Source organism: Curtobacterium sp. 179-B 9B NHS, from assembly GCF_045370965.1.
Classification (GTDB): domain Bacteria; phylum Actinomycetota; class Actinomycetes; order Actinomycetales; family Microbacteriaceae; genus Curtobacterium.
This window is the reverse complement of record NZ_JBIQDQ010000004.1, coordinates 50,880-75,720: the sequence shown is the minus strand read 5'-3', so window position 1 is coordinate 75,720 and position 24,841 is coordinate 50,880. Positions and strand designations below refer to the sequence as shown.

The window sequence follows — 24,841 nt, the reverse complement described above, 5'->3', positions numbered from 1 at the left end:
GTGCCGGTGGCCTGCTGCTCATCGGTGGACCGGTGTTCCGGGGGCGTTCACGGCGTCAGACCGTGAGCGCGCGGTCGGTGGCCTTGACGGGCGCCGGCAGGATCGTCGAGCCCTCGAGGTACTCGTCGACCTTGGACGCAGCCGCGCGTCCCTCGGCGATGGCCCAGACGATGAGCGACTGGCCACGGCCGGCGTCGCCCGCCACGAACACGCCCGGCTCGTTCGTCGAGTAGTCGGCCTGGCGCGCGACCGCGCCCGACACCGTGGCGGGGAGCCCGAGCTGCGGCTCGATCGTGTCGGTCTCCGGACCGGTGAAGCCCATCGCGATGAGCACCAGGTCGGCGGGGATCTCGCGCTCGGTGCCCGCCTTCGGCACGCGCCGGCCGTCGAGGTACTCGGTCTCCGCCACCCGGAGCGCGCGGACCTCGCCGGCGGCGTTGCCGAGGAACTCGACGGTCGACGCCAGGAAGTGCCGCTCGCCGCCCTCCTCGTGGGCGCTCGTGACCTCGAACACCGTCGGGAACATCGGCCACGGCTGCTCGGACGGACGTTCGAGCGGCGGCTGCTTGCCGATCGCCAGGTTCGTCACGCTCAGGGCGCCCTGACGGTGGGCCGTACCGATGCAGTCGGCGCCGGTGTCGCCACCGCCGATGACGACGACGTGCTTGCCCTCGGCGGTGAGCTGGTTGTCGACGGTGGTCCCCGCGTTCGCCTTGTTCTGCTGGACGAGGTAGTCCATCGCGTAGTGGACGCCCTCGAGGTCGCGCCCCGGGATCGGCAGGTCGCGCGGCACCGTGGCGCCCGTCGCGACGACGACCGCGTCGTAGCGGGACTTCAGGTCGTCCCAGGTGATGTCGACGCCGATCTCCACACCGGCGCGGAAGCGGGTGCCCTCGGCCTGCATCTGGGCGAGGCGCGCGTCGATCTGGCGCTTCTCCATCTTGAAGTCCGGGATGCCGTAGCGCAGCAGGCCGCCGATGCGGTCGTCGCGCTCGTACACGGCGACCGTGTGCCCGGCGCGCGTGAGCTGCTGTGCGGCAGCGAGACCGGCGGGGCCGGACCCGACCACCGCGACGGTCTTGCCGGTCAGGCGCTCCGGCGGGTGCGGGGTGACCCAGCCGTTCTTGTACGCCTCGTCGATGATCGAGACCTCGACCTGCTTGATCGTGACCGGCGGCTGGTTGATGCCGAGCACGCAGGACGCCTCGCACGGGGCCGGGCAGAGCTTCCCGGTGAACTCCGGGAAGTTGTTGGTCGCGTGCAGACGCTCGATCGCCTGTCGACCCTCACCGCGCCAGGTCAGGTCGTTCCACTCCGGGATGAGGTTCCCGAGCGGGCAGCCCTGGTGGCAGAAGGGGACGCCGCAGTCCATGCAGCGACCGGCCTGTCGCTTCAGGGCACCGGACTCCTGCTGCTCGTAGACCTCCTTCCAGTCCATGAGGCGCACGGGCACGGGACGGCGGGGCGGGAGCTCGCGCTCCTGCACCTTGAGGAAGCCCTTCGGGTCAGCCATGGTTCGCCTCCTGCTCGGTCTGGGTCTGGACGGGGGTGTGGGTGTGGATGTCCGCGTCGGTCGGGATCGGGGTCCGCACGGCGGCCCGGGTCGTGTCAGCCACCGGTGACCTCCAGGATGCGGTTCCAGACGACGGTGCCGTCGGGGTCGAGGCCCTCGTCGACCGCCTGCTGGCGGGTTGCGAGCACGGCGGCGTAGTCCCGCGGGAGCACCTTGACGAAGTCGCCGAGGTCGCCGGAGTCGAGCAGGTCGCCGGCCACGGTCGACCCGGTCTCGGCGAGGTGCTGCCGGAGCAGGTCGGTGACGATCTCGACGTCGGCGCTGTCCAGTTCCTCGAGCCGCAGCTCACCGGTCGCCAGCGCGTCGGCGTTCACGTGTTCCCGACGGAGGCCGCGCACGTACGCGGTGCCGCCGGACATACCGGCGCCGAGGTTGCGTCCGGTCTCGCCCAGGATCAGTGCGAGCCCGCCGGTCATGTACTCGAGTGCGTGGTCGCCGACGCCCTCGACGACCGCGGTCGCGCCGGAGTTGCGGACGAGGAAGCGCTCGCCCACGATGCCGCGGATGAACATGCTGCCCTGGGTCGCGCCGTAGCCGATGACGTTGCCGGCGATGACGTTCTCCGACGGTTCGAACGCCGACTCGGTGTCCGGACGGACGACGATGGCGCCGCCGGACAGGCCCTTGCCGACGTAGTCGTTGCTGTCCCCGACCAGGCGGAGCGTGATGCCGGCGGGCAGGAACGCACCGAGGGACTGCCCGGCCGAGCCGCGCAGCGTGATGTCGATCGACCCTGCGGGCAGGCCGTGCTCGCCGTGCCGCAGCGTGACCTCGTGGCCGAGCATGGTGCCGACCGCGCGCTCCGTGTTGCGGATCGGCAGGTCGAGCGCGACGGAACCACCGTGCTCCAGCACGTCCGCCGTCTGCTGGACGAGCTGCACGTCGAAGTGCTCGTCGAGCTCGTGGTCCTGCTCACGCAGGTGGCGTCGGGGCTCGTCGCGGCCGAACTCCGGTCCGTGCAGCACCGGCGCGAGGTCGAGACCGGAGGCCTTCCAGTGCTCGACGGCACGGTCGGTGTCGAGCGCGTCGACCTGCCCGATCGCCTCGTCCAGCGTGCGGAAGCCGAGCTCGGCGAGGAGCTCCCGGACCTCCTGCGCGATGAACTCGAAGAAGTTGACGACGAACTCCGGCTTGCCCGTGAAGCGCTTCCGGAGCTCCGGGTTCTGCGTCGCGACGCCGACCGGGCACGTGTCCAGGTGGCAGACGCGCATGAGGATGCAGCCCTCGACGACGAGCGGAGCCGTCGCGAAGCCGTACTCCTCGGCGCCGAGCAGCGCCGCCACGACGACGTCACGGCCGGTCTTCATCTGCCCGTCCACCTGCACGACCACCCGGTCGCGCATGCCGTTCAGCATCAGGGTCTGCTGGGTCTCGGCGAGACCGATCTCCCACGGGGTGCCCGCGTGCTTCAACGAGTTGAGCGGGGACGCGCCGGTGCCACCGTCGTGGCCCGACACGAGCACGACGTCGGCCAGCGCCTTCGTCACGCCCGCTGCGACCGCGCCGATGCCGGACTGGCTCACGAGCTTCACGTGGACGCGCGCGGCCGGGTTCGCCCGCTTGACGTCGAAGATCAGCTGCTTGAGGTCCTCGATCGAGTAGATGTCGTGGTGCGGCGGCGGCGAGATGAGTCCGACGCCGGCGGTGGCGTGCCGCGTGCGGGCGACCCACGGGTACACCTTCGTCGGCGGCAGCTGCCCGCCCTCGCCCGGCTTCGCGCCCTGCGCCATCTTCAGCTGGATGTCGGTCGCGTGCGTCAGGTACATGCTCGTGACGCCGAACCGACCGGAGGCGACCTGCTTGATCGCACTGCGACGCTCGGGGTCGAGCAGACGCTCGACGTCCTCGCCGCCCTCGCCCGTGTTCGAGCGCGCACCGAGGCGGTTCATCGCGATCGCGAGGGTCTCGTGGGCCTCTTGTGAGATCGACCCGTAGGACATCGCGCCGGTGTTGAACCGCTGCACGATCGACTCGATCGGCTCGACCTCGTCCAACGCGATCGGCTTCCGGACGCCGTGACGGAACCGGAACAGACCGCGGAGCGTCATGAGCTCCTCGGACTGGTCGTCGACCGCCTGCGAGTACTCGCGGAAGATGTCGTACCGACGGGCACGGGTGGCGTGCTGGAGCCGGAACACCGTGTCCGGGTTGAACAGGTGCGGCGGACCCTCACGGCGCCACTGGTACTCGCCGCCGGTCTGCAGCCGCTCGTGCGACAGCACGGCGCCGTCCTGCGGGTACGCCTGGGCGTGCCGCTCGGCGTTCTCCTTGGCGATGACCTCGATCCCGACGCCACCGAGGATGGACGACGTCCCGGTGAAGTACCGGTCGACGAACTCCTGGCTGAGCCCGACCGCCTCGAACGCCTGGGCGCCGGCGTAGCTGGACACCGTCGAGATGCCCATCTTCGACATGATCTTGAGCACGCCCTTGCCGAGCGCCTTGATGACGTTCCGGACGGCCTGCTCCGGGGTGATCCCGGTGATCATCCCCGAGCGCACGAGGTTCTCGCAGGTCTCCATGGCCAGGTACGGGTTGATCGCCGAGGCGCCGTACCCGATCAGGGTCGCGACGTGGTGGACCTCGCGCACGTCGCCGGCCTCGACGATGAGTCCGACCTTCATGCGCTGCTCGGTGCGGATGAGGTGGTGGTGCACCGCAGCGAGCAGCAGCAGGCTCGGCACGGGTGCCTGCTCGGCGTTGCCGTCACGGTCGGACAGCACGATGAACTGCTTGCCCGACTCGATCGCCTGGTCGACCTCGTCGCAGACCGCGGCGATGCGCTTCTGCATCGCCTTCTTGCCCGCGTCGACGCGGTACAGGCCCTTGATCGTCACCGTCAGGTGCCGACCGGACTCCGTCTCGAAGTGCTGGATCTTCGCGAGCTCGTCGTTGTCGATCACCGGGAAGTCGAGCACGATCTGCTTCGCGTGCTCGGGGCCGGCGCTCAGCAGGTTGCGCTCCGGCCCGAGGCCCATGCCCATCGAGGTGATGACCTGCTCGCGGATCGAGTCCAGCGGCGGGTTCGTCACCTGCGCGAACTGCTGCGTGAAGTAGTCGAACAGCAGGCGCGGGCGCTCGGAGAGCACGGCGATCGGCGTGTCCGAGCCCATCGCGCCGAGGGGCTCCGCACCCGTCTGCGCCATCGGGCGGAGGAGGATGCGGACCTCCTCCTCCGTGTAGCCGAACGCGCGCTGTCGCCGGGTGACCGACGCCGGGGTGTGCACGATGTGCTCGCGCTCCGGCAGGTCGCTCAGGTTGATGCGCCCCTCGTCGAGCCACTGCGCCCACGGCCCCGCGGTCGCCAGCTCGCGCTTGACCTCGTCGTCCTCGATGATCCGCCCGGCCTCGGTGTCCACGACGAACATCCGACCCGGACGCAGGCGGCCCTTGCGGACGACCTTGCCCGGCGGCACGTCGATGACGCCCGTCTCCGAGCCCATCACGATGAGGCCGTCGTCGGTCACCAGGAAACGCCCGGGACGCAGGCCGTTGCGGTCGAGCGTCGCGCCGACGACCGCGCCGTCGGTGAACGTGATGGCCGCAGGGCCGTCCCACGGCTCCATGAGCATCGAGTGGTACTCGTAGAACGCCCGCAGGTCGGGGTCCATCCCGACCTGGTTCTCCCAGGCCTCCGGCACCATCATCGACACCGCGTGCGGCAGGCTGCGGCCGGTCAGCGTGAGCAGCTCGAGGGTCTCGTCGAACGACGCCGAGTCGCTCGCGCCCGGGCTGACGATCGGCAGCAGCGGTGCGAGGTCGCCGAGCAGCTCGCTCTCGAGCTGCGACTGGCGCGCCCGCATCCAGTTCCGGTTGCCGCGGACGGTGTTGATCTCGCCGTTGTGGGCGAGCGTCCGGAACGGTTGCGCCAGCGGCCACGACGGGAAGGTGTTCGTCGAGTAGCGCGAGTGCACGATCGCGAGCTTCGAGGCGAAGCGCTCGTCGCTGAGGTCCGGGTAGAACGGCTCGAGCTGGAGCGTCGTGACCATGCCCTTGTAGACCATGGTGCGGCTCGACAGCGACATGAAGTAGACCTCGACGCCGTGCTCCGCGCGCTTGCGCAGCCGGAAGGCCTGCCGGTCGAGGGCGATGCCGCTCCAGGCGGCGCCGTGCACGTCGTGTCGGGTGGAGGCGACGAACAGCTGCTCGAACGCGGGCATCGCGGCGCGCGCGAGCGTCCCGAGGACCTCCGGCCGAACCGGGACCGCACGCCACCCGAGGACCTTCAGGCCCTCCTCGCGGGCCAGGCGCTCGACCGCACCCTTCACCGCGTGGCGCTCGTCCTCGTCGACGGGCAGGTAGGCCGTCCCGACGGCGTACTCCCCCGCGGCGGGCAGGTCGAACGACACCTCGTCGCGCAGGAACGCGTCCGGCACCTGGCACAGGATGCCCGCGCCGTCACCGGTGCCCGCGTCGGAACCGACGGCACCGCGGTGCTCGAGGTTCCGGAGTGCACCCAGCGCGGCGTCGACGATGTCGTGCCCCGCGGTACCGCGGAGCGTCGCGACCATCGCGAGGCCGCAGGCGTCCTTCTCGTTCGCCGGGTCGTACGCACCGGTCGCCTCGGGCACGGCCGAGAATCGTCGGTGCGCCGGCTGCAGGGAGCGCGTCGAACGGGGGGCAGGGTCTGGCTGGAGCGCCATGGGGAACCGTCCTCACGAGGGAGTGGAACAGGGACGTCGGTGGCCCGGTGGTGCGTTCCGCCCGAGCGGGCGGACCTGGTGCCCGTGCGCGTCGCCGTGGAGGGTGCGCAGACGACGCGCGAGGTGGCGGGGCCGCTCGTGGCGACCCGACCGTTCGGATGGTGCCCCGCGGCCGGCGGGTGCCGTCCGAGGAGCCGGTGCTGCCGGTCGCGGAGTTACCGCGCGCGGCCTGCTGCTGGGACCGGATCGGCGTCGTCGGCGACCGCCGGAGCGTCGTCGTCGTGTTCCGACCAGGTGTCGTCCGAGTCTACATCGGAGGACCGACGCGGCTCGCGACCCGGCAGGTACGGGCTGGGCTCGTTGCCGGTGTGCCGACGGGTCTGCACGAGGAAGATCACGATGCCGAGCAGGATCGCGGCGAAGGACATCCAGACGTTCGTGCGGATCCCGGCGAAGGTCTCGCTCGTGTCGACGCGGATGGACTCGAGGACCGAGCGACCGGTGCCGTACCAGATCAGGTAGAGCGCCATGACCTTGCCCCACTGCAGCCGGAACCGCTTGTCGAGCAGCAGGATCACGACGACGCCCACGACGTTCCAGATGATCTCGTAGAGGAAGGTCGGGTGGAACAGGGTGCCCTCGGGCAGCCCCTTCGGGAACGCCGCGTTCGACGACTCGATCTCGAGCCCCCACGGCAGGCTCGTCGGCATGCCGAAGAGCTCGTGGTTGAAGTAGTTGCCGAGGCGACCGAACGCCTGGGCGAGCAGGACGCCGGGAGCGATCGCGTCGATCAGGGTCGAGAAGCGCAGGCCCACCTGACGGCACCCGATGTACGCACCGACCGACCCGAGGATGAGCGCGCCGAAGATGGCCAGCCCGCCCTCCCAGATGTAGAGGAACGAGAGCGGGTCACGCCCCGGCCCGAAGTAGTCGCTGACGTGGCTGAACACGTGGAACAACCGACCGCCGATGATGCCGGCGGGCACCGCCCAGATCGCGATGTCGATGATGATCCAGCGCTCGACCCCGCGGGCGTTGAGCCGCCGGTTCGCGAGCACGACGGCCGCGACGATGCCCAGCAGGATGCAGATCGCGTACGCGTGGATGCGGAAGTCGAGCGGGAGCGACCACCCGAAGACGTCGCGCAGCCAGGCGGTCAGGTCGAAGTACTGCCACGCGGTGCTCGGGCTCGGGATGCTCAGGAGGGGCATGGAGGTGCTGTCGCCTTTCGGTGCTGGACGGCCGCGGTGCCGCTGGAGGGTCGGCCCCGCTCACTGTAGCGCGGGAACCGCGCCGACCAGGAACGGGGTGGGTCGACCTGTGGGAACTGGGAGCACGGCGCACGGGAGGCGCGGTGCCGGTGGGCCGGTCGGCCCACCGACACCGCGCCTCCCGTCCGGACCGGTGCTCGCCTCAGCTGCGCGCGGCGCCGCTGGTCAGGTCGGCCGCGCGGTCCGCGACCCCCTGCACGCCGAGGTCGGCGAGGGCGCGCACGAAGGCGGACCCGACGATCGCCCCGTCGGCGTACTCGAGGACCTCGCGCACCTGGTCTGCCGTCGAGATGCCGAGGCCGACGCACGTGCGCTCCACACCGGCGTCGCGCAGTCGCGACACGACGGTGCGGGCGGCGGTGTCGACGCCGACGCGGGCGCCGGTGACGCCCATCGTCGACACGGCGTAGACGAAGCCGCGGCTGGAGCGGACCGCCTGCTCCATGCGGGTGTCCGTCGAGGACGGCGCCGCGAGGAAGACCCGGTCGAGCCCGGTGCGCTCGGAGGCGTCGATCCAGGCGCGACCCTCGTCCGGGATGAGGTCCGGGGTGATGAGCCCGGATGCCCCGGCCGCGACGAGGTCGTCGGCGAACCGGTCGACCCCGTACCGGAGCACCGGGTTCCAGTAGGTCATGACGAGCACGGGCACGTCGACACGGCTCGTGATCTGGTCGACGGCGTCGAAGACCTGCGCGACACGGAAGCCGTTCGCCAGGCTCTCCTCCGCGGCGCGCTGGATCACCGGACCGTCCATCACCGGGTCGGAGTACGGCAGGCCGAGCTCGATGACGTCGACGCCGTTCTCGGCGAGGGCGACCGCCGCGTCCACGCTCGTCTGCAGGTCGGGGAAACCGGCGGGCAGGTACCCGACGACGGCTCCGGCGCGCTCGGCGTTGGCGGTGTCGATCGTCGTCGCGACCGAGGTGGAGGGACCGGGGTTCGTCACAGCTGCACCGCGTTCTCGTCGAGGATGCCGAAGTAGCGACTGGCGGACGCGACGTCCTTGTCACCACGTCCGGACAGGGACACCAGCACGACGCCGTCGGGGCCGAGCTCCTTGCCCAGCTTGATCGCCCCGGCGAGCGCGTGCGCCGACTCGATGGCCGGCAGGATGCCCTCGGTCCGGCCGAGCAGGCGGAAGGCCTCCATCGCCTCGGCGTCGGTGATCGGCGAGTACTGCGCGCGGCCGATCGAGGCCAGGTAGGCGTGCTCGGGACCGACGCTCGGGTAGTCGAGGCCCGCCGAGATGCTGTGGCTCTCGATGGTCTGGCCGTCCTCGTCCTGCATGAGGTACGACATCGTGCCCTGGAGGACACCGGTGCGCCCGAGCGAGATGCTCGCGGCGTGCCGCCCCGTCTCGATGCCGTCGCCGCCGGCCTCGAAGCCGTGCAACCGGACCGACTCGTCGTCGAGGAAGGCCTCGAAGATGCCCATCGCGTTCGAGCCGCCGCCGACGCACGCGGCGACGGCGTCCGGCAGGCGACCGATGCGGTCGAGGACCTGCTGTCGGGCCTCTTCGCCGATCACCTTGTGGAACTCGCGGACCATCTCCGGGAACGGGTGCGGCCCCGCGACGGTGCCGAGCAGGTAGTGCGTCGAGTCGACGTTCGCCACCCAGTCGCGCAGCGCGTCGTTGATGGCGTCCTTCAGCGTGCGCGACCCCGTCTCGACCGGGATCACCTCGGCACCGAGCAGCCGCATCCGCGCCACGTTCAGTGCCTGGCGCTCGGTGTCGACGGCGCCCATGTACACGACGCAGTCCATCCCGAAGAGCGCAGCGGCGGTGGCCGTCGCGACACCGTGCTGCCCGGCTCCCGTCTCGGCGATGAGCCGGGTCTTGCCGAGCCGCTTCGCGACGAGGGCCTGACCGAGCACGTTGTTGATCTTGTGCGAACCGGTGTGGTTGAGGTCCTCGCGCTTGAGGATGATCCGGGCACCACCGGCGTGCTTCGCGAACCGCGGCGCCTCGGTGATGATCGACGGGCGGCCGGTGTACTCGCGCTGGAGCGTGTCGAGCTCCTCGCGGAACGCCGGGTCCGCCCAGGCCGCGCGGAAGGCGGTCTCGAGCTCGTCGAGCGCGAGCACGAGCGACTCGGGGACGAAGCGTCCGCCGAAGTCGCCGAAGTACGGGCCCTGCAGGTCACGGAGTGAGGTCACGGTGGGTCTCCCGGGGTGTTCGGACGCCCCGGTGTGCGGGGCGACCGGTGGGACGGTGTCGGTCAGGCGCGCGGGCGGCCGGAGCCGTCCGCCGCGGCGATGAACGACGCGAGGGTGGTGGCGGGGTCCGCGCCCGTGACGAGCGCCTCCCCCACCAGGACGACGTCGGCACCCGCTGCGCGGTAGTGGGCGACGTCGGCGGGCCCGGCGACGGCCGACTCGGCGACGCGCACGACCCCGTCGGGGATGCGATCGGCGAGGGAGCCGAAGAGGTCGCGGTCCAGCGAGAAGTCGGTGAGGTCGCGGGCGTTGACGCCGAGGATCCGCGCGCCGGCGTCGAGGCCACGGGAGACCTCGTCACCGGAGTGGGCCTCGACGAGCACGCGCATGCCGAGCTGCTCGGCGAGCTCGTGCAGCTCCACGAGCTGTCGCTGCTCCAGCGCTGCAACGATCAGCAGCACCAGGTCGGCACCGGCCGCACGGGCCTCGAGCACCTGGTACGGGTCGGCGATGAAGTCCTTGCGGAGCACCGGCAGCGACACGCGCGCCTTCACCGCCTCGAGGTCGGCGAGGCTGCCGAGGAACTTCCGCCCCTCGGTGAGCACGCTGATCGTCGACGCTCCGCCACGCTCGTAGTCGGCGGCGAGGGCGGCCGGGTCCTCGATGGGCGCCATGGAGCCGCGCGACGGGCTCGCGCGCTTGACCTCGGCGAGGATCTTCACGCGGTCGCCGGGCGACAGGAAGTCGAGGGCGTCGAGCGGCGACGCCGCCCGGTCCAGGTCGCGCTCGACGTCCGAGAGCGGACGGTCGACACGACGGGCGGCGGCGTCCTCGAGCGCGCCCGCGACGAGGGTCTCGAGCACGTTCGGCACGGGACTACTCCGCGTGGTGCTTGGCGACGTACTTCGGACCGTTGACGCCGTAGCCGGCCTTCGCCATCACGGCGCCGACGACGAGGCCGATCACCACGACGACGGCGGACGCCCAGACGCCCCACGCCAGGTCGAACCAGAAGAACAGCGTGCCTGCCGCGAAGCCGATCAGCATGATCACGACGGCGGTCCAGGCGGCGGGCGAGTGGCCTTCGCCGAGTTCTGCGGGCTCAGTGTTGCTCACGGTGCTCCTCGTTCTGCTCCGGCGCCGTCGTCCGATCGGCGCCGATCCGATCCTACCGTGTCGGTCGTGGGCGGTTCCCCCACCGCACCGTCCCCGGCGGTCGGGTCGTCACCGGCGCTGAGGTCGTCCCAGTCGGTGATCGCGTCGCGTTGGGTCGGGGCGGCCGCACGGGCGTCGGCGGCGGCCCCGGCGGTCGCCGCGGCGTACTTCCGGGTCGGCCCGGGCCACTGCCGCTGCACCACGAACACGACGATCCCGAGCACCACGGCGAGCACGCCACCCGCGATGCCGACGGCGGGCCACGCGGTGACGTCGACCCGGTCGACGACCTGGCGCACCGCGCCGGTGTCGCTGACGCCCGCGACCTCGCCCACCGCGCCCTTCGACGCCGCGACGGGGTCCGCCAGGGCGCCGATGCCGGTCGCCACGACGGCGATGCCGAGCAGCACCTCGACGGCCGCGAGCACGACGCGCAGCACACGGCCGGCGATCGTCAGCGCGAGGAACAGCGCCAGGCTCGCGATCGCGAGCGCCGTGTACTGCGGGACGACCGCGGCACCGTCCGCCACCACGCGCGGCACCACCGCGGTGCCGGCGTGCAGGTGCACCGTGAACCACGTCTGGGTCCACGACAGCATCACGATGCCGGCGACCGCGAGGCCGGCGACGACGACGAGCGGGCGGGAGCGCCGGGCCGTCACGCGCGCACCTCGCGCATCCGGTTCGCGGTCGCGACCGCGCGCAGCGGGGCGGCCGCCTTGTTCACGGCCTCCTCGTGCTCGGTGCGCGGGTCGGAGTCGGCGACCAGGCCGGCACCGGCCTGCACGCGTGCGACCCCGTCCTTGATGAGCGCCGTACGGATGGCGATCGCCAGGTCGGCGTCGCCGGCGAAGTCGAAGTAGCCGACCACGCCCGCGTACGCTCCGCGCTTCGCCGGTTCCAGCTCGTCGATGATCTCGAGCGCACGCGGCTTCGGTGCCCCCGACAGGGTGCCGGCCGGGAAGGTCGCGCGGAAGACGTCGATCGCCGACGCCCCCGGTCGGACCGATCCCTCGACGCTCGACACCAGGTGCATGATGTGGCTGAAGCGCTCGACGGTCATGAACTCGGTCACCGCGACGGTCCCCGGCTCGCACACCTTCTGCAGGTCGTTCCGGGCGAGGTCGACCAGCATGAGGTGCTCGGCGCGCTCCTTCGGGTCGGCGAACAGCTCGTCACCCAGGCGGACGTCCTCGACCGGGCTCGCGCCGCGTGGGCGCGAGCCGGCGATCGGGTGGGTGATCGCCCGCCCGTCCTGCACCTTGACCAGGGCCTCGGGCGAGGCGCCGACGATCCAGAAGCGCTCGTCGGCGCTGTCCGCCAGCGCGAGGAAGTACATGTACGGGCTCGGGTTCAGTGTCCGGAGCACCCGGTAGACGTCGAGCGGGTCGGCGGTGACGTCGTGGTCGAACCGCTGCGAGACGACGACCTGGAAGACGTCACCGTCGCGGATGAAGTCCTTGGACCGCTCGACCGCGGCCATGTAGTCCTCCGGCGACGTCCGGTGGCGCGGGGTCGGCTCGGCGATCTCGAACGCCTCGGCGACCGTCGCCGCGCTCGGCTGCACCAGGTCCGCCTGCATCCGGTCGAGCCGGGACTGCGCGTCGGACCACATCGTGTCCGGGTCGTCGGTGCCGTCGTTGAGGACGCTCGCGACGAGGAGCACGAGGCCGGTGCGGTGGTCGAGCGCCGCGAGCTCGGACACGAAGGCGAGGGCCTGCCCGGGCACCTCGAAGTCGGCCGCGGGCACGTTCGGCAGGTGCTCGAGCTGCCGCACGGCCTCCCACCCGATGAACCCGACCGTGCCGCCGACCAGGGGCGGGGTGCCGGGAACGCGGGGCGTCGCCCACCGGTCGTGCAGGCGGGCGAGGACGTCGAGGGGGGCGCCGTCGAGCGAGCCGACGGCCCGCGACGCCGGGATGCCGGTGTCGATCCAGGACGCCCGGTCGCCGTCCTGGGTCAGGACGCCGAAGCTCCGGACGCCGACGAAGGACCAGCGCGACCACAGGCCGCCCTGGCCGGCGGACTCGAGCAGGAACGAACCGGGGCGACCGTCCGCCAGCTTGCGGTACACACCGACCGGCGTCTCGCTGTCGGCGTAGAGCGCGCGGACGACGGGGACGACGCGGTGGCCGTCGAGCAGGTCGTCGAAGGCCTGCCGGGAGGTCGTGCGCGGCTCCTCCGCGCGGCTCGCGCCGGTCATCGGATCGCCTCCGCGGTCGTGGTCGCCGACGTCGGGTCAGTCGCGTCCGTCCCGGCCTGCGCCGGCGCGGCCTGCACCGGCGCGGCCTGCACCGGCGCGGTCGCGGTCACGGGCTCGAGCGGGTCGACCTCGAAGCAGCTGTGCGCACCGGTGTGGCAGGCGGCCCCGACCTGCTGCACGGTGACGAGCAGCGTGTCGTCGTCGCAGTCGAGTGCGGCAGCCCGGACGTACTGCGCGTGCCCGGACGTGTCGCCCTTGCGCCAGTACTCCTGTCGGGAGCGCGACCAGAAGGTCACGCGGCCCTCGGTCAGGGTGCGGCGGAGGGCTTCGCGGTCCATCCAGCCGAGCATGAGGACGTCCTTCGAGGACTCCTCCTGCACGACTGCGGGGAGCAGGCCGTCCGCACCGAACCGTGCGCGGTCGAGGACCGCTTCCGTGCTGGTGCTGGTGCTGTCGGTCATGAGACTCCTAGCCTACGGCGGGGTGTCGGCGGACGGGGTGTCAGCGGACGGGCTGGCCGGCGGCGCGCAGCGCCGCCTTGACGTCCCCGATGGTCATCTCGCCCCGGTGGAAGACGCTGGCAGCGAGCACGGCGTCCGCGCCCGCCTCGACGGCCGGGGCGAAGTGCTCGAGGCGACCGGCGCCTCCCGAGCCGATGACCGGGACCGACGACACCGCACGCACCGCGGCGATGAGCTCGAGGTCGAAGCCGTGCTTCGTGCCGTCCGCGTCGATCGAGTTGACGAGCAGCTCGCCCGCGCCGCGCTCGACGCCCTCGCGTGCCCACGCGATCGCGTCGAGGTCGGACTCGGTCCGTCCGCCGTGGGTCGTGACGACGAAACCGGAGGGCATCCGGTCCGAGCGCTTGACGTCGAGCGACAGCACCACCGCCTGCGCGCCGAAGCGGTCGGCGATCTCGCTCACGAGCTCCGGCCGCGCGATCGCCGCGCTGTTGACGCCGATCTTGTCCGCGCCGCACTGCTGCAGGCGGGAGACGTCGTCGACGCTCCGGACGCCACCGCCGACGGTGAGCGGGATGAAGACCTGCTCCGCCGTGCGCGTCACCGTCTCGAACATGGTCGCGCGGTTCTCGACCGTGGCACCGACGTCGAGGAAGGTCAGCTCGTCGGCACCCTGCTCGTAGTAGCGGGCCGCGAGCTCGACCGGGTCCCCGGCGTCCTGCAGGTCGAGGAAGTTGACGCCCTTGACGACGCGACCGCCGGACACGTCGAGGCACGGGATGACCCGGACCGAGACGCCACCGGCGACACCGGCCGCGCCGCTGTCGGGTCCGGTCACGTCGGCTCGCACCGCGTCGTTCACAGGCGTGCGGCGTGGATCGGGCTGACCAGGATGGCGCGCGCACCGAGGTCGTACAGCGCGTCCATGATGAGGTTCGCGTCCTCGCGCGGGATCATCACGCGGACGGCCGACCAGTCGCGGTCGTGCAGCGGGGAGACCGTCGGCGACTCGATGCCCGACGCCACCGCGGTGGCCTGCTCCAGCAGGTCGGTCGGGATGTCGTAGTCGAGCATGACGTAGCCGCGGGCGACGAGCACGCCCTGCAGGCGGCGACGCAGGACGTCGATGCCCGGGATGCGCTCGTCGTTGGAGATGAGCAGCGCGGTCGACTCGAGGATCACCGGACCGAAGATCTCGAGCCCGGCGGCACGGAGCGTGCTGCCGGTCGAGACGACGTCGGCCACGGCGTCCGCGACACCGAGGCGCACGGCGCTCTCGACGGCGCCGTCGAGCTTCACGAGGGTCGCGGTCACCCCGTGCCGGGCGAGGAACTCGCCCACGAGTCCCGGGTAGCTCGTCGCGACGCGGACGCCGTCGAGGTCCTGCAGCTCGGTGAACCGGCCGGGCGTCCCGGCGAACCGGAAGGTCGAGTCGGCGAACCCGAGCGCGTCGACCTCGTGCGCCGCCGACCCGGAGTCGAGCAACAGGTCGCGGCCGGTGATGCCGACGTCGAGTGCGCCGGAGCCGACGTACGTCGCGATGTCGCGCGGACGGAGGAAGAAGAACTCGACACCGTTGCGCTCGTCGAGCAGGTGGAGCGCCTTCGGGTCGCGGCGACCGGCGTACCCGGCCTCCTTGAGCATCTCGGAGGCGGTCTCGGACAGCGAACCCTTGTTGGGCACGGCGATGCGGAGCATCAGGTGGTCTGCTTTCTGCTGGAGGTCGGGACGGCTGCGGGTCGCGGTGGCGCTCGGTGAGCGCGACACGCGTTCCTACAGATGTCGCCAGACGTCCGCCGGGGTGAGCCCCTTCGCGACCATGAGCACCTGGAGGTGGTAGATCAGCTGCGAGATCTCCTCCGAGGTGCGCTCGTCGCCCTCGTACTCAGCCGCCATCCAGACCTCGGCGGCCTCCTCCACGATCTTCTTGCCGATCTGGTGCACGCCGGCGTCCAGTTCGGCGACGGTGCCGGAGCCCTCGGGGCGCGTGCGCGCCTTCTCGGTCAGCTCCGCGAACAGGTCGTCGAACGTCTTCACGGGGACCAGGCTACCGTCCTGCGCGGCTGCACCGGACGCACCGTCCGGACGGGAGGCGCCGGTCGCCCCCGACGCGCCGCCCACCTGGGCGGTCACGCGCGTGCCGCCGCAGCCGCCTCGCGCAGGTCGGCGATGCGCTGCGCGGGCTCACCGCCGTAGACGGCGGATCCGGCGACGAGCGTGTCGGCGCCGCTGCGGACCGCCTCGGGCACGGTGTCGACCGCGATGCCGCCGTCGACCTCGAGCCAGACGTCGAGCCCCGAGGCGTCGACTGCGCCACGGGCGTCGGCGAGCTTCGGCATGACGGAGGGCATGAACGACTGCCCGCCGAACCCGGGCTCGACGGTCATGAGCAGGATCATGTCGTACGCGTCGAGGTGGTGGAGCACCTGCGTGATCGGGGTGCCGGGCTTCACGGCGACGGCGGCGCGGGCACCGTTCGACCGGATCGCCGCGGCGGTCGCCACCGGGTCGTCGGCGGCCTCGAGGTGGAACGTGACGCTCGAGGCACCGGTCTCGGCGTACTTCGGCGCCTGGGTGTCGGCGTCGGTGATCATGAGGTGCACGTCGAGCGGCACCGGCGAGACGTCCTGCAGGCGCTGCACGATCGGCAGGCCCAGGGTGAGGTTCGGCACGAAGTGGTTGTCCATCACGTCGACGTGCACCATGTCGGCGCTCTCGATGCGGTGCAGCTCCCGCTCGAGGTTGGCGAAGTCGGCGGACAGGATGCTCGGCGAGATGCGGATCGTCACCCGGCAACCCTACCGAGCGCCGCTGCCCGTCCAGACGGCGGTCTCCCACTCCAGCGGGGCTCCCGTGTCGGAGAACGGGACGAGCGGCACGGTCGGGAACTCGCGCAGGACACCGGTGAGCTGCGTCGCGGTCCCCAGTCCGCTCCGGACACGGAGGTACTGCACCAGGGTGAGCTGCCCGTACGTGCGGTTCATCGATGCGCGTGCGGTGTCCAACGAAGGGTCGGCGCCGACCGGGGGCAGCTTCGGTCGGATGGCGTACGCGCGGTTGAACAGGCGTCCGTGGTGGGCACATGCGTTGCGCACCACGTTGAGCGCGCGCAACCACGAGGTCAGCTGCGGTGCTCGGAGACCGAACCGTCCGCTCACCTCGGTCTGGACGCTCGGCGGCGCGAAGCCGAGCAGCCTCGAGACCGTCCCCCAGTCCATCACCTCGACCGCGGCCCACACCGGCAGGACTCCCCCGTACCCGGACCGGTGGTGCTCGACGAACTCCTCCCGGCTCCTGGCGACCTCACCGCGGTGCCGCTCCAGCCAGTTGCGGTGGCCGTCGCCGGCGCGTGCCAGCGGACCGAGCAGATCGGGACGCAGATGGGCGCTCGGGTGGAGCCGCCCGAGTGCGTGCCCCAGCGCGGCTCTCAGTGCGAGCTCGACCGGAGCGAGGGCGTCGAACACCGTCGTCCGCAGACGCTCGTCGAAACGGTGGAGCGCGAGGACGTCCTCGAGGTGGGTCCCCGGGCGGAAGCGATCACCCCGCGCACCGCCCGTGGTCTCGCGGAACGCGTACCAGTAGCCACTCAGCCGGTAGTAGTTGACGAGGCGCAGTTCGCGGACGGCGGCGTCCTCGTCGGGCACGTGCATCCCACGTCCTCGCAGGAGTGCCACCTGCTCTCGGTACGGCCGGAACGGCTTGGGTTCCACAGCGGGCCTCCCCCGGGCCGAGAACGAAGAGGACCGGCCCTGGACCTGCTCTCGCAGGCGGAACCGGTCGTGTTCCTCCAACATATCAGATCGTTCCTGGGCCGACAACCCGCGAGCAGACGCCGAGGTTGCGTGTTGCGGGAGGGGTCAGGGGCGACGACGGAAGAGTGCGACGAACATCGCGTCGGTGCCGGTCCGGTGCGGCCAGAGCTGCGCCGTCGGACCGTCGGCGACCTGCGGGTCCCGGGCCGCCACCGACCGGACCACGCCGGCGGTGTCGAGCTGTTCGAGCACGTCGCCGTGCCGCTCGAGCAGCGCGTCGACCTGCCCGCGCGTCTCGGCCAGGTGCGGCGAGCACGTCACGTACGCGAGCGTGCCACCCGGGGCGAGTGCACGGACCGCCGCATCGAGCAGCTCGGCCTGCAGCGCCGCGAGCTCGGGGACGTCCTCGGGCTGCTTGCGCCACCGCGCCTCGGGACGCCGACGGAGCGCGCCGAGGCCCGTGCACGGAGCATCGAGCAGGATCCGGTCGAACAGCTCGTCGCCCGGCTTGCCGAAGCGCCGTCCGTCGCCCTCGACGACCGTGACGGTGTCGTCACCCGCCACGGTGGACAGGGCCTTGCGCACGAGTCCGGCGCGGGCGGGCACGAGCTCGTTGGCGACCAGGGACGCTCCGCCCTGGGCGGCCTCGGCGGCGAGGAGCGCGGCCTTGCCCCCGGGCCCGGCGCACATGTCGAGCCACCGCTCCCCCGGACGGACGGCGGACGACCGCGTGAGGGCGAGGGCCGCGAGCTGCGACCCCTCGTCCTGCACCCGGAGCCGACCGGCGGCGACGCCGGGGACCCGTGCGGGGTCGCCGGTCGTCCCGCGGATGCCGACCGGGGACACCGGGCCGGCGTCGGCCCCGGCGACCCGGCCGGGAGGCGCGGTGCCGGTCTCGTCGTCGGCTCCGGCTCCGTCGTCGGTGCGGGGCTGCTCGTCGGCTCCGGCCCCGCCGTCGGCTCCGGCCCCGTCGTCCGCTCCGGATCCGTCCTCAGCAGCGGTCGCCGTCGCGGTGCGGACGTCCTCGTCGGTGGCGAGCCCGGGCAGCGCGACGAGCTGCACGCGGGGCGCGACGTTGTCGGCCGCGAGCAGGGCAGCGAGCTCGTCCCGCGACCGCTCGGCCGCCAGGGCGTCACGGAGTGCGGCGACCACCCACGACGGGTGCGACCAGCGGGTGGCCAGCAGCGCGTCGCCGCTCCGACCCTCGGTCACCAGGGCGTCCCACTCGTCGTCGGTCCTCGCGGCGACCTTGCGCAGGACCGCGTTGACGAAGCCGGTGGCCCGGCGGGCGCCGACCTCGCGTGCGAGCTCCACGGTCGCCGAGACCGCCGCGTGCGTGGGTGTGCGCATGCCGAGCAGCTGGTGCACGCCGAGGCGCATCACGTCGAGCACGTCGGACTCGATGTTGTCGACCCGGCGACCGGATGCGACCCCGACGATCGCGTCGTAGCGGCCGAGCATGCGGATCGACCCGTAGGTGAGCTCGGTGGCGAAGGCGGCGTCGCGGGCGGACAGACCGGCGCGACGGATGCGCGTGGGCAGGAGCAGGTTGGCGTAGGCGTCGTCGACCTGCACCGCGCGGAGCACGTCGAACGCGACCCGCCTGGCGCTGGTCGGACGGGGGCGACGGTCGCCGCGCGACAGCCGGGAGGACTGCTGCGCCGCGCTCACGAGAGCACCACGCCCTCGAGCGAGCCGAGGCCGCGTGCCCACGCGGCGCCGTCCATCGCCTTCTTGCCGGCGGGCTGGACCTCGGTGAGCACGAGCGGGACGTCGGCCGTGCCGACGAGGAGTCGTCCGTCGACCAGTGCGAGCGCACCGGGCGCGAGGTGCGGGGCGGAGGAGGCCGCGCCTCCCGGCAGGAGCGCGCTGCGGAGCAGCTTCACCCGCGTCTCGCCGAGGTGGGCGAACGCGCCGGGCTCGGGCGTCACACCGCGGACGCGGGCACGGACGGCCACGGCCGGCTCCGTGAAGGCGACGTGCGCGTCGTCGGCGGTCGGCTTCGGGGCGAGGGTCACCGTCCCGGACTGCTCGGTGGCGACCGCGCTGCCGTCGGCCAGGGCGTCGACGACCCGCAGGACGGTGTCCGCTCCGGTCTCGGCCATCGCGGCGAGGACCTCACCGCTGGTGGCGTCCGGGTCGATCGTGAACGGGTCGGCGGCGTACACGGGACCGGCGTCGAGCGCCTCGACGAGCTGGAAGACGGTCGCGGCGGTCCGGGTGTCGCCCGCCATCACGGCACGCTGGACGGGTGCGGCGCCGCGGTACGCCGGCAGCTCGGAGAAGTGCAGGTTGACCCAACCGAGACGTGGAGCGTCCAGGGCGGGACGACGGAGGAGCGCACCGTACGCGACGATGACGCCGAGGTCGGCCTGCAGTTCGACCAGCTGCGCGGTGACGGCGTCGTCCACCCGGGTGGCCTCGATGACGGGCAGTCCGAGCTCCTCGGCGACCTGCGCCACCGGGGTCGGCGTGAGGACACGCTTCCGACCCTGGGGTGTCGGGGGTCGGGTGAGGACGGCCGCGATCTCGTGGTCGGAGGCGGCGAGACGTCGGAGGGTGGGGACGGCCGCAGCGGGGCTGCCGGCGACGACGAGACGCATGGGGTCCATCGTCCCACGGCCGACGGTGTCCGACGCGCGCGGGACGCTGCCGGCCGGGAACGGACTGCGAGCGGGCTGGGTAACGTCCGGACCATGAGTGACGTCACCACCTCCACCAACCGCTACGCCGGCTCGTCGATCCAGAAGGTCGCGCTCGTCGTCGGCATCGTGTTCCTGCTCGTCGGGATCGCCGGGTTCGTGCCGGGGCTGACCTCCGGCGACCTCGGCGGTGCCGGGCACCACTCGATGGCGATGCTGCTCGGGATCTTCCAGGTGTCGGTCCTGCACAACATCGTGCACCTGCTGTTCGGCGTCGTCGGCCTCCTCGCGGCGAACCGGGCGACGGGGTCGCGGATGTACCTCGTGATCGGCGGCGTCGTCTACTTCGTGCTGTGGGTCTACGGCCTGTTCACGGCGGGCACGATGTCCGGCGCGAACTTCGTCCCGCTCAACTGGGCGGACAACTGGCTGCACCTGGTGCTCGCGATCGGCATGGTCGCGCTCGGCGTCGTCTTCCCGCGGGAGCGCCGCCGTCCGGTCGGCGCCTGACCCGGGGCCGAACCCGCTGGACGCAACGTCGGCGGCTCCTCGCAGCGGTACTCCCCTGCGAGCGGCCGCCGTCGTTGCGTTCCGCGGGAGGTCGTCAGGCGTCGACGGCGGCGCGGGCCCCGACGAAGGCGTCCACGCAGCGGCGCACCTGCTCCTCGGTGTGCGCCGCGGAGAGCTGCACCCGGATCCGGGCTCTCCCCTGCGGCACCACCGGGTAGCTGAACGCCGTCACGTAGACGCCCCGCGCCTGCATCTCGTCCGCGATCCGCGCGGTACGGCCGGCCTCGTGGAACATCACGGGCACGATCGGGTGCTCCCCCGGCAGCAGCTCGAAGCCCGCGTCCGACATGAGCGTCCGGAACGTCCTGGCGTTGGCTGCGAGCCGGGCGCGGGCGTCGTCCGACCGTTCGACGAGGTCGAGCGCCGCGACGGTCCCCGCCGCGATCACCGGCGCGAGCGAGTTCGAGAACAGGTACGGGCGTGAGCGCTGCCGCAGCAGGTCGACGACCTCCCGGCGCGAGGCCACGTACCCGCCGGACGCCCCGCCGAGCGCCTTGCCGAACGTGCCGGTGTAGACGTCGACGCGGTCCGCGACGCCGCACAGCTCGGGGGTGCCCCGCCCGTGCTCGCCGACGAACCCGACGGCGTGCGAGTCGTCGACGATGACGAGTGCGTCGTACCGCTCGGCGAGGTCGCAGATCTCGGCGAGCGGCGCGATCGAGCCGTCCATGGAGAAGACGCCGTCGGTGACCACCGCGCGGAACCGGGCGGACGAGGCGGCGGCGAGCTGCGCCTCCAGGTCGGCCGTGTCGCGGTTGCGGTACCGGAACCGCTGCGCCTTCGAGAGCCGGATGCCGTCGATGATCGACGCGTGGTTGAGCTCGTCGGAGATGATCGCGTCCTCCGGGCCGAGCAGCACCTCGAACAGCCCACCGTTCGCGTCGAAGCACGACGAGTACAGGATCGCGGCCTCGGTGCCGAGGAAGCCGGCGACCCGACGCTCGAGGTCGAGGTGCAGGTCCTGCGTGCCACAGATGAACCGCACGCTCGCCACCCCGTAGCCCCAGCGGTCGAGGGCGTCCTTCGCCGCGTCGACGAGGTCGGTCGAGTCCGCGAGCCCGAGGTAGTTGTTCGCACAGAAGTTGAGCAGGTCGGTGCCGTCCGCCGCGATCGCCGCACGCTGCGGACCGGCGATGCCGCGCTCGCGCTTCGTCAGCCCCGCGGCCTCGATCCCGGCGAGCTCCGTCGCCAGGTGGTCCTTGATCGCGCCGTACATCAGGTCTCCGTCCAGTCGATGACGACCTTGCCGCCGTCCGCGCTCGCCGCCGCGGCGAACGCTGTCTCCCAGTCGCGCGCCGGGTGGCACGCCGACACGATCGAGCCGATGCGCTCGCGCAGGACCGCACTCGTGGCGAGCATCGAGCTCATCGCCTGCCACGTCTCGTACATCTCACGGCCGTAGATGCCCTTCACCGTGAGCATGTGCGTGACGACCTCGGCCCAGTCCACCGCGATCGGGCCGCTCGGCAGCCCGAGCATCGCGATCCGCCCCCCGTGGTTCATGTTCTCGACCATCGCGGGCAGTGCGGTCGGGGCGCCGGACATCTCGAAGCCGACGTCGAAGCCCTCGCGCATGCCGAGCCGCTCCTGAGCCGCACGGACCGTGGCCGCCCCGTCGTGACGCACGTCCACCCCGAGGTCGGCGCCCATGCCCTCCGCGAGGCGCAGCCGCTCCGTGCTGACGTCCGTCCCGACGACGAACCGCGCACCGGCGTGTCGGGCCACCGCGATCGCCATGAGGCCGATCGGTCCGCACCCGGTGACCAGCACGTCCTCGCCGACCAGGGGGAACGCGAGCGCGGTGTGCACCGCGTTGCCGAGCGGGTCGAAGAGTGCGCCCACCTCGGGTTCGACGGGACCGTGGTGGACCCACACGTTCGTGCCCGGCAGCGTCAGGTACTCCGCGAACGCGCCGTCGCGCTGCACGCCGAGGCCCTTCGTGCGGATGCACATCTGCCGACGCCCGGCGCGACAGTTCCGGCAGGTGCCGCAGACGACGTGCCCCTCGCCGGACACGAGGTCGCCGACGGCGACGTCGCGCACGGCGGCGCCGACCTCGACGACCTCGCCGGAGAACTCGTGGCCGGGCACGAGCGGCGCGGTCACGGCCGATGCGGCCCAGTCGTCCCACCGCTCGATGTGCAGGTCGGTCCCGCAGATCCCGGTCCGCAGCACGCGGACGAGGACCTCGTCCTCGGTCGGGACCGGCACCGGCCGGTCGGTCATGATCAGTCCCGGACCGGCGTCCGGCTTCCAGAGCGCCCGCATCGGCGTCACCTCGTCACTCCGTCGTGCGTGTGGTGTGGTCGTCGGCGGCTCGTGGCCACCACCGACCAGCCTGGCACACCGTCCGGACGGACGGGAGGCTCGGTGCGCGCCCGGCGCGTCGTGGCACCTCGTCCGCGTGAGCGCGTCCGCGGCGGGTCAGACCTCGGTGAACGGCTCGGCGTCGTCGAGTCGCACGCGCAGGGTCGGCGCCGCGCGACGTCGGTTGCCGCCCGGGAGCACCCGGCGCGTCGACGAACGGCGGATGACCTCGGCCTTGAGCGTCGCCGCGACCTCGGCCCCGTGCGCGTAGGCGAAGCGCACGATCGCACGGACCGTCCCGGGCACCGGGTCGTCGGGTACCGGGACCGGCCCGAGCACCGCCCCGACCACCGCGTCACCGAGGGCCTCGACCGCCTCGGTCACCGCCTCGTCCGTACCGGTGAGCGTCGCCACCCGGACGGCCGGCGGGAAGTGCAGGGCCCGTCGGTCGACGAGCTCGTCGTGCGCCGGCCCGTCGAGCCGCCAGAGGGCCATCGCCGTGGCGAGCTTGCCGCCGATGCCGACGAGGTACACCTCGGCGCCGGGTGCGCCCTTGGCAGCGGCGTTCGTCCAGAAGCGGAGCACGTCCTCCTGCACCCGGAGGCCCTCGCGGGCCAGGAGCCGTTCGCCGTCGAGCAGCAGTACGCACGCGTACCCGCCCGGCGCGCTCGGCTCCGCGCCGCGTGTGGCGACGACGACCGCGGGGCGGGCGGGGACCTCGTCGAGCGGTCGGGAACCGTCCGCCACCACGATCCGGGTGCCGGGGAACGCCCGGCCGAGCTCGTCGGCGGTCCGCTGGGCCCCCTGCCCGACGGGCTTGAGCCGCCCGCCGCCGCACGTCGGGCACCGGAACCCCACGGCGAGGGCACCGCAGAACCGGCACTGCGGGGTCGCGTTCCGGTGCGGGCTCCCCAGGGGGCCGCCGCACACCCGGCAGTGCGCGCGTTCCCCGCAGTCGGCGCAGACCAGCCCGGTGCCGAAGCCCGGGTTGGCGACCTGCACGAGGACGGGCCCGTGCTGGCTGGCCTCCCGCGCGGCGCGCCACGCCGTGCTGGGGATGCGGGCCTGGGCCGCGAAGCCCTCGGCCCCCGCCTGCTGCGCGGTCGGGATCACCTTCGGCGTCGCTACCCGGTACGGCGCGAGCTCCTGGAGCCAGTGCAGCTCGACGAGCCGCTGGACGTCGGTCGACCTGGCGTGCGCGACGAAGAGGAGTGCGGCGCCGGACTGCGCGGTCCGCACGAGGGCGACGTCGCGCGTGTGCACGTACGGGGCCCGGGGCTCGACGAAGGACGCGTCGCCGTCGTCCCACATCGCCACGAGCCCGAGCTCGGACGCCGGTGCGAACGCCGCGGTCCGGTTGCCGATCGCCACGACGGCGTGCGTCCGCGCCTCCAGCAGCGCCTTCGCACGCTGCCCGTTCGTCTGCTTGGCGTCGAACCGGACGACGCGCTCCGGCGGGAGCACCGCGAGGAGCGCGCGTTCGAGGTCCGTGACGTCGCGGAAGTCCGGGACCGCGAGCACGGCCGACTGCTCTCGGGCGACGACGTGTGACGCCGCCTGTGCGAGCGTCGCGGCCCAGCCGGGCACCCACACGGGGTCATCGGCGGTCCCGAGGTCGACGGGGTGGGGCACGGCGTCGACCGCAGCCCGTCCGTGGTCGGCGAGCAGGGCCTCCAGGACGCCCTCGGCGTAGCCCGTCACCGGGGTCGGCTCGACTGTCGGCGGTGACCACGAGGTGTCGCGGGCGAGCCAGGCCTTCTCGGCACGGACCTGACGGGTCGGCACGGCGAGCCGGAGCACGTCGGAGGCGACACCGGCGGCGCGGTCGGCGACGGCACGCGCGAGCGTCCAGATCTCCGGGGCCAGCACGGGCACCGGTGACACGACCTGTTCGACGGGACTGAGCTCCCCCGGCCAGTCTCCCTCGGAGACGACCTCGACGACGTACGCGTCGGACATCCGGGCGCCGGTGCGCAGCGGCACCTTGACCCGGACCCCCGGCACGCAGTCGTCCTCGAGCTCGGCCGGCACCCGGTAGTCGAACAGACGGTCCAACTGCGGGAGCGGCGAGTCGAGGACGACGCGCGCGACGGTGGTCACACGGCGC

The 24,841-nt window shown here is 72.6% G+C and carries 20 protein-coding genes and 1 pseudogene; 1 reads left to right on the top strand and 20 read right to left on the bottom strand.

Features of this window, described 5'->3' with window-relative positions:
- Window positions 1-55: 55 nt before the first annotated feature.
- The 17 genes and pseudogenes from ACH0A8_RS05625 to ACH0A8_RS05545 form a co-directional block, all read right to left on the bottom strand.
- Window positions 56-1,513 (bottom strand): glutamate synthase subunit beta, encoded by a 1,458-nt coding sequence (locus ACH0A8_RS05625; RefSeq protein WP_066654496.1) that lies wholly within the window; start codon window positions 1,511-1,513, stop codon window positions 56-58.
- A 95-nt stretch (window positions 1,514-1,608) separates the two neighbouring features.
- Window positions 1,609-6,084 carry a glutamate synthase large subunit gene (gene gltB, locus ACH0A8_RS05620; RefSeq protein ID WP_406906831.1) on the bottom strand — a complete coding sequence of 1,492 codons (4,476 nt, stop codon included), beginning with the start codon at window positions 6,082-6,084 and terminating at the stop codon, window positions 1,609-1,611.
- 347 nt (window positions 6,085-6,431) lie between these two features.
- The gene (lgt, locus tag ACH0A8_RS05615) at window positions 6,432-7,427 is read right to left on the bottom strand and encodes a prolipoprotein diacylglyceryl transferase (RefSeq protein ID WP_081984882.1); all 996 of its coding nucleotides are present in this window, start codon (window positions 7,425-7,427) and stop codon (window positions 6,432-6,434) included.
- Between the two features lie 202 nt (window positions 7,428-7,629).
- Window positions 7,630-8,433 carry a tryptophan synthase subunit alpha gene (trpA, locus tag ACH0A8_RS05610; RefSeq protein ID WP_066654497.1) on the bottom strand — a complete coding sequence of 268 codons (804 nt, stop codon included), beginning with the start codon at window positions 8,431-8,433 and terminating at the stop codon, window positions 7,630-7,632.
- Window positions 8,430-9,644 carry a tryptophan synthase subunit beta gene (trpB, locus tag ACH0A8_RS05605; RefSeq protein WP_066654498.1) on the bottom strand — a complete coding sequence of 405 codons (1,215 nt, stop codon included), beginning with the start codon at window positions 9,642-9,644 and terminating at the stop codon, window positions 8,430-8,432. The genes trpA and trpB overlap by 4 nt, the downstream gene beginning before the upstream one ends.
- Before the next feature lie 62 nt (window positions 9,645-9,706).
- Window positions 9,707-10,507: an indole-3-glycerol phosphate synthase TrpC gene (trpC, locus tag ACH0A8_RS05600; protein WP_406906830.1), complete on the bottom strand. Its 801-nt coding sequence runs from the start codon at window positions 10,505-10,507 to the stop codon at window positions 9,707-9,709.
- A gap of 13 nt (window positions 10,508-10,520) precedes the next feature.
- A complete protein-coding gene (locus tag ACH0A8_RS05595; protein ID WP_066654504.1) occupies window positions 10,521-10,760 on the bottom strand; it encodes a DUF6704 family protein in 240 nt (79 codons plus the stop codon).
- The gene (locus ACH0A8_RS05590; RefSeq protein ID WP_066654506.1) at window positions 10,757-11,461 is read right to left on the bottom strand and encodes a Trp biosynthesis-associated membrane protein; all 705 of its coding nucleotides are present in this window, start codon (window positions 11,459-11,461) and stop codon (window positions 10,757-10,759) included. The genes ACH0A8_RS05595 and ACH0A8_RS05590 overlap by 4 nt, the downstream gene beginning before the upstream one ends.
- The gene (locus ACH0A8_RS05585; RefSeq protein WP_066654508.1) at window positions 11,458-13,002 is read right to left on the bottom strand and encodes an anthranilate synthase component I; all 1,545 of its coding nucleotides are present in this window, start codon (window positions 13,000-13,002) and stop codon (window positions 11,458-11,460) included. Before ACH0A8_RS05585 ends, ACH0A8_RS05590 begins: the two co-directional genes overlap by 4 nt.
- Window positions 13,003-13,085: 83 nt before the next feature.
- Window positions 13,086-13,463: pseudogene (gene hisI / locus ACH0A8_RS05580) on the bottom strand (phosphoribosyl-AMP cyclohydrolase); the annotation flags it as partial.
- A gap of 40 nt (window positions 13,464-13,503) precedes the next feature.
- On the bottom strand, window positions 13,504-14,301 hold the full coding sequence (gene hisF / locus ACH0A8_RS05575; protein WP_066658289.1) for an imidazole glycerol phosphate synthase subunit HisF: 798 nt from the start codon (window positions 14,299-14,301) through the stop codon (window positions 13,504-13,506).
- A 20-nt stretch (window positions 14,302-14,321) separates the two neighbouring features.
- Window positions 14,322-15,161, bottom strand: a complete 840-nt coding sequence (gene hisG, locus ACH0A8_RS05570; protein ID WP_066654512.1) for an ATP phosphoribosyltransferase — start codon at window positions 15,159-15,161, stop codon at window positions 14,322-14,324.
- Window positions 15,162-15,236: 75 nt separating this feature from the next.
- Window positions 15,237-15,500: a phosphoribosyl-ATP diphosphatase gene (locus tag ACH0A8_RS05565; protein ID WP_058726551.1), complete on the bottom strand. Its 264-nt coding sequence runs from the start codon at window positions 15,498-15,500 to the stop codon at window positions 15,237-15,239.
- Window positions 15,501-15,592: 92 nt separating this feature from the next.
- Window positions 15,593-16,252 carry a ribulose-phosphate 3-epimerase gene (gene rpe / locus ACH0A8_RS05560; protein ID WP_066654514.1) on the bottom strand — a complete coding sequence of 220 codons (660 nt, stop codon included), beginning with the start codon at window positions 16,250-16,252 and terminating at the stop codon, window positions 15,593-15,595.
- Between the two features lie 9 nt (window positions 16,253-16,261).
- A complete protein-coding gene (locus tag ACH0A8_RS05555) occupies window positions 16,262-17,137 on the bottom strand; it encodes an Abi family protein (protein WP_307810340.1) in 876 nt (291 codons plus the stop codon).
- 183 nt (window positions 17,138-17,320) lie between these two features.
- Entirely contained in the window at window positions 17,321-18,886 is a 1,566-nt protein-coding gene (locus ACH0A8_RS05550; protein WP_406906786.1) for an RsmB/NOP family class I SAM-dependent RNA methyltransferase, read from the bottom strand.
- Window positions 18,883-19,818 carry a methionyl-tRNA formyltransferase gene (locus ACH0A8_RS05545; protein ID WP_311205451.1) on the bottom strand — a complete coding sequence of 312 codons (936 nt, stop codon included), beginning with the start codon at window positions 19,816-19,818 and terminating at the stop codon, window positions 18,883-18,885. Before ACH0A8_RS05545 ends, ACH0A8_RS05550 begins: the two co-directional genes overlap by 4 nt.
- Before the next feature lie 93 nt (window positions 19,819-19,911).
- Here ACH0A8_RS05545 and ACH0A8_RS05540 point away from each other — a divergent pair, with 93 nt between their 5' ends.
- Window positions 19,912-20,367 carry a DUF4383 domain-containing protein gene (locus ACH0A8_RS05540; RefSeq protein ID WP_174234689.1) on the top strand — a complete coding sequence of 152 codons (456 nt, stop codon included), beginning with the start codon at window positions 19,912-19,914 and terminating at the stop codon, window positions 20,365-20,367.
- Between the two features lie 94 nt (window positions 20,368-20,461).
- On the opposite strand, the gene ACH0A8_RS05535 is transcribed toward ACH0A8_RS05540, so the two are convergent.
- From ACH0A8_RS05535 to ACH0A8_RS05525, 3 genes are all read right to left on the bottom strand, one after another.
- Window positions 20,462-21,643 carry a glycine C-acetyltransferase gene (locus tag ACH0A8_RS05535; protein WP_406906785.1) on the bottom strand — a complete coding sequence of 394 codons (1,182 nt, stop codon included), beginning with the start codon at window positions 21,641-21,643 and terminating at the stop codon, window positions 20,462-20,464.
- A complete protein-coding gene (gene tdh / locus ACH0A8_RS05530) occupies window positions 21,643-22,695 on the bottom strand; it encodes an L-threonine 3-dehydrogenase (protein ID WP_406906784.1) in 1,053 nt (350 codons plus the stop codon). Before tdh ends, ACH0A8_RS05535 begins: the two co-directional genes overlap by 1 nt.
- A gap of 156 nt (window positions 22,696-22,851) precedes the next feature.
- Window positions 22,852-24,834 carry a primosomal protein N' gene (locus ACH0A8_RS05525; RefSeq protein ID WP_406906783.1) on the bottom strand — a complete coding sequence of 661 codons (1,983 nt, stop codon included), beginning with the start codon at window positions 24,832-24,834 and terminating at the stop codon, window positions 22,852-22,854.
- Between the last annotated feature and the right edge of the window lie 7 nt (window positions 24,835-24,841).

Bases quoted from the DNA above. Each gene is read 5' to 3' on its own strand.
- lgt (WP_081984882.1), bottom strand. From the start codon at position 7,427: ATGCCCCTCCTGAGCATCCCGAGCCCGAGCACCGCGTGGCAGTACTTC.
- ACH0A8_RS05625 (WP_066654496.1), bottom strand. From the start codon at position 1,513: ATGGCTGACCCGAAGGGCTTCCTCAAGGTGCAGGAGCGCGAGCTCCCG.
- hisG (WP_066654512.1), bottom strand. From the start codon at position 15,161: ATGCTCCGCATCGCCGTGCCCAACAAGGGTTCGCTGTCCGAGACCGCC.
- ACH0A8_RS05535 (WP_406906785.1), bottom strand. From the start codon at position 21,643: ATGTACGGCGCGATCAAGGACCACCTGGCGACGGAGCTCGCCGGGATC.
- ACH0A8_RS05540 (WP_174234689.1), top strand. From the start codon at position 19,912: ATGAGTGACGTCACCACCTCCACCAACCGCTACGCCGGCTCGTCGATC.
- ACH0A8_RS05585 (WP_066654508.1), bottom strand. From the start codon at position 13,002: ATGACCGGCGCGAGCCGCGCGGAGGAGCCGCGCACGACCTCCCGGCAG.
- tdh (WP_406906784.1), bottom strand. From the start codon at position 22,695: ATGCGGGCGCTCTGGAAGCCGGACGCCGGTCCGGGACTGATCATGACC.
- gltB (WP_406906831.1), bottom strand. From the start codon at position 6,084: ATGGTCGCGACGCTCCGCGGTACCGCGGGGCACGACATCGTCGACGCC.
- ACH0A8_RS05545 (WP_311205451.1), bottom strand. From the start codon at position 19,818: ATGCGTCTCGTCGTCGCCGGCAGCCCCGCTGCGGCCGTCCCCACCCTC.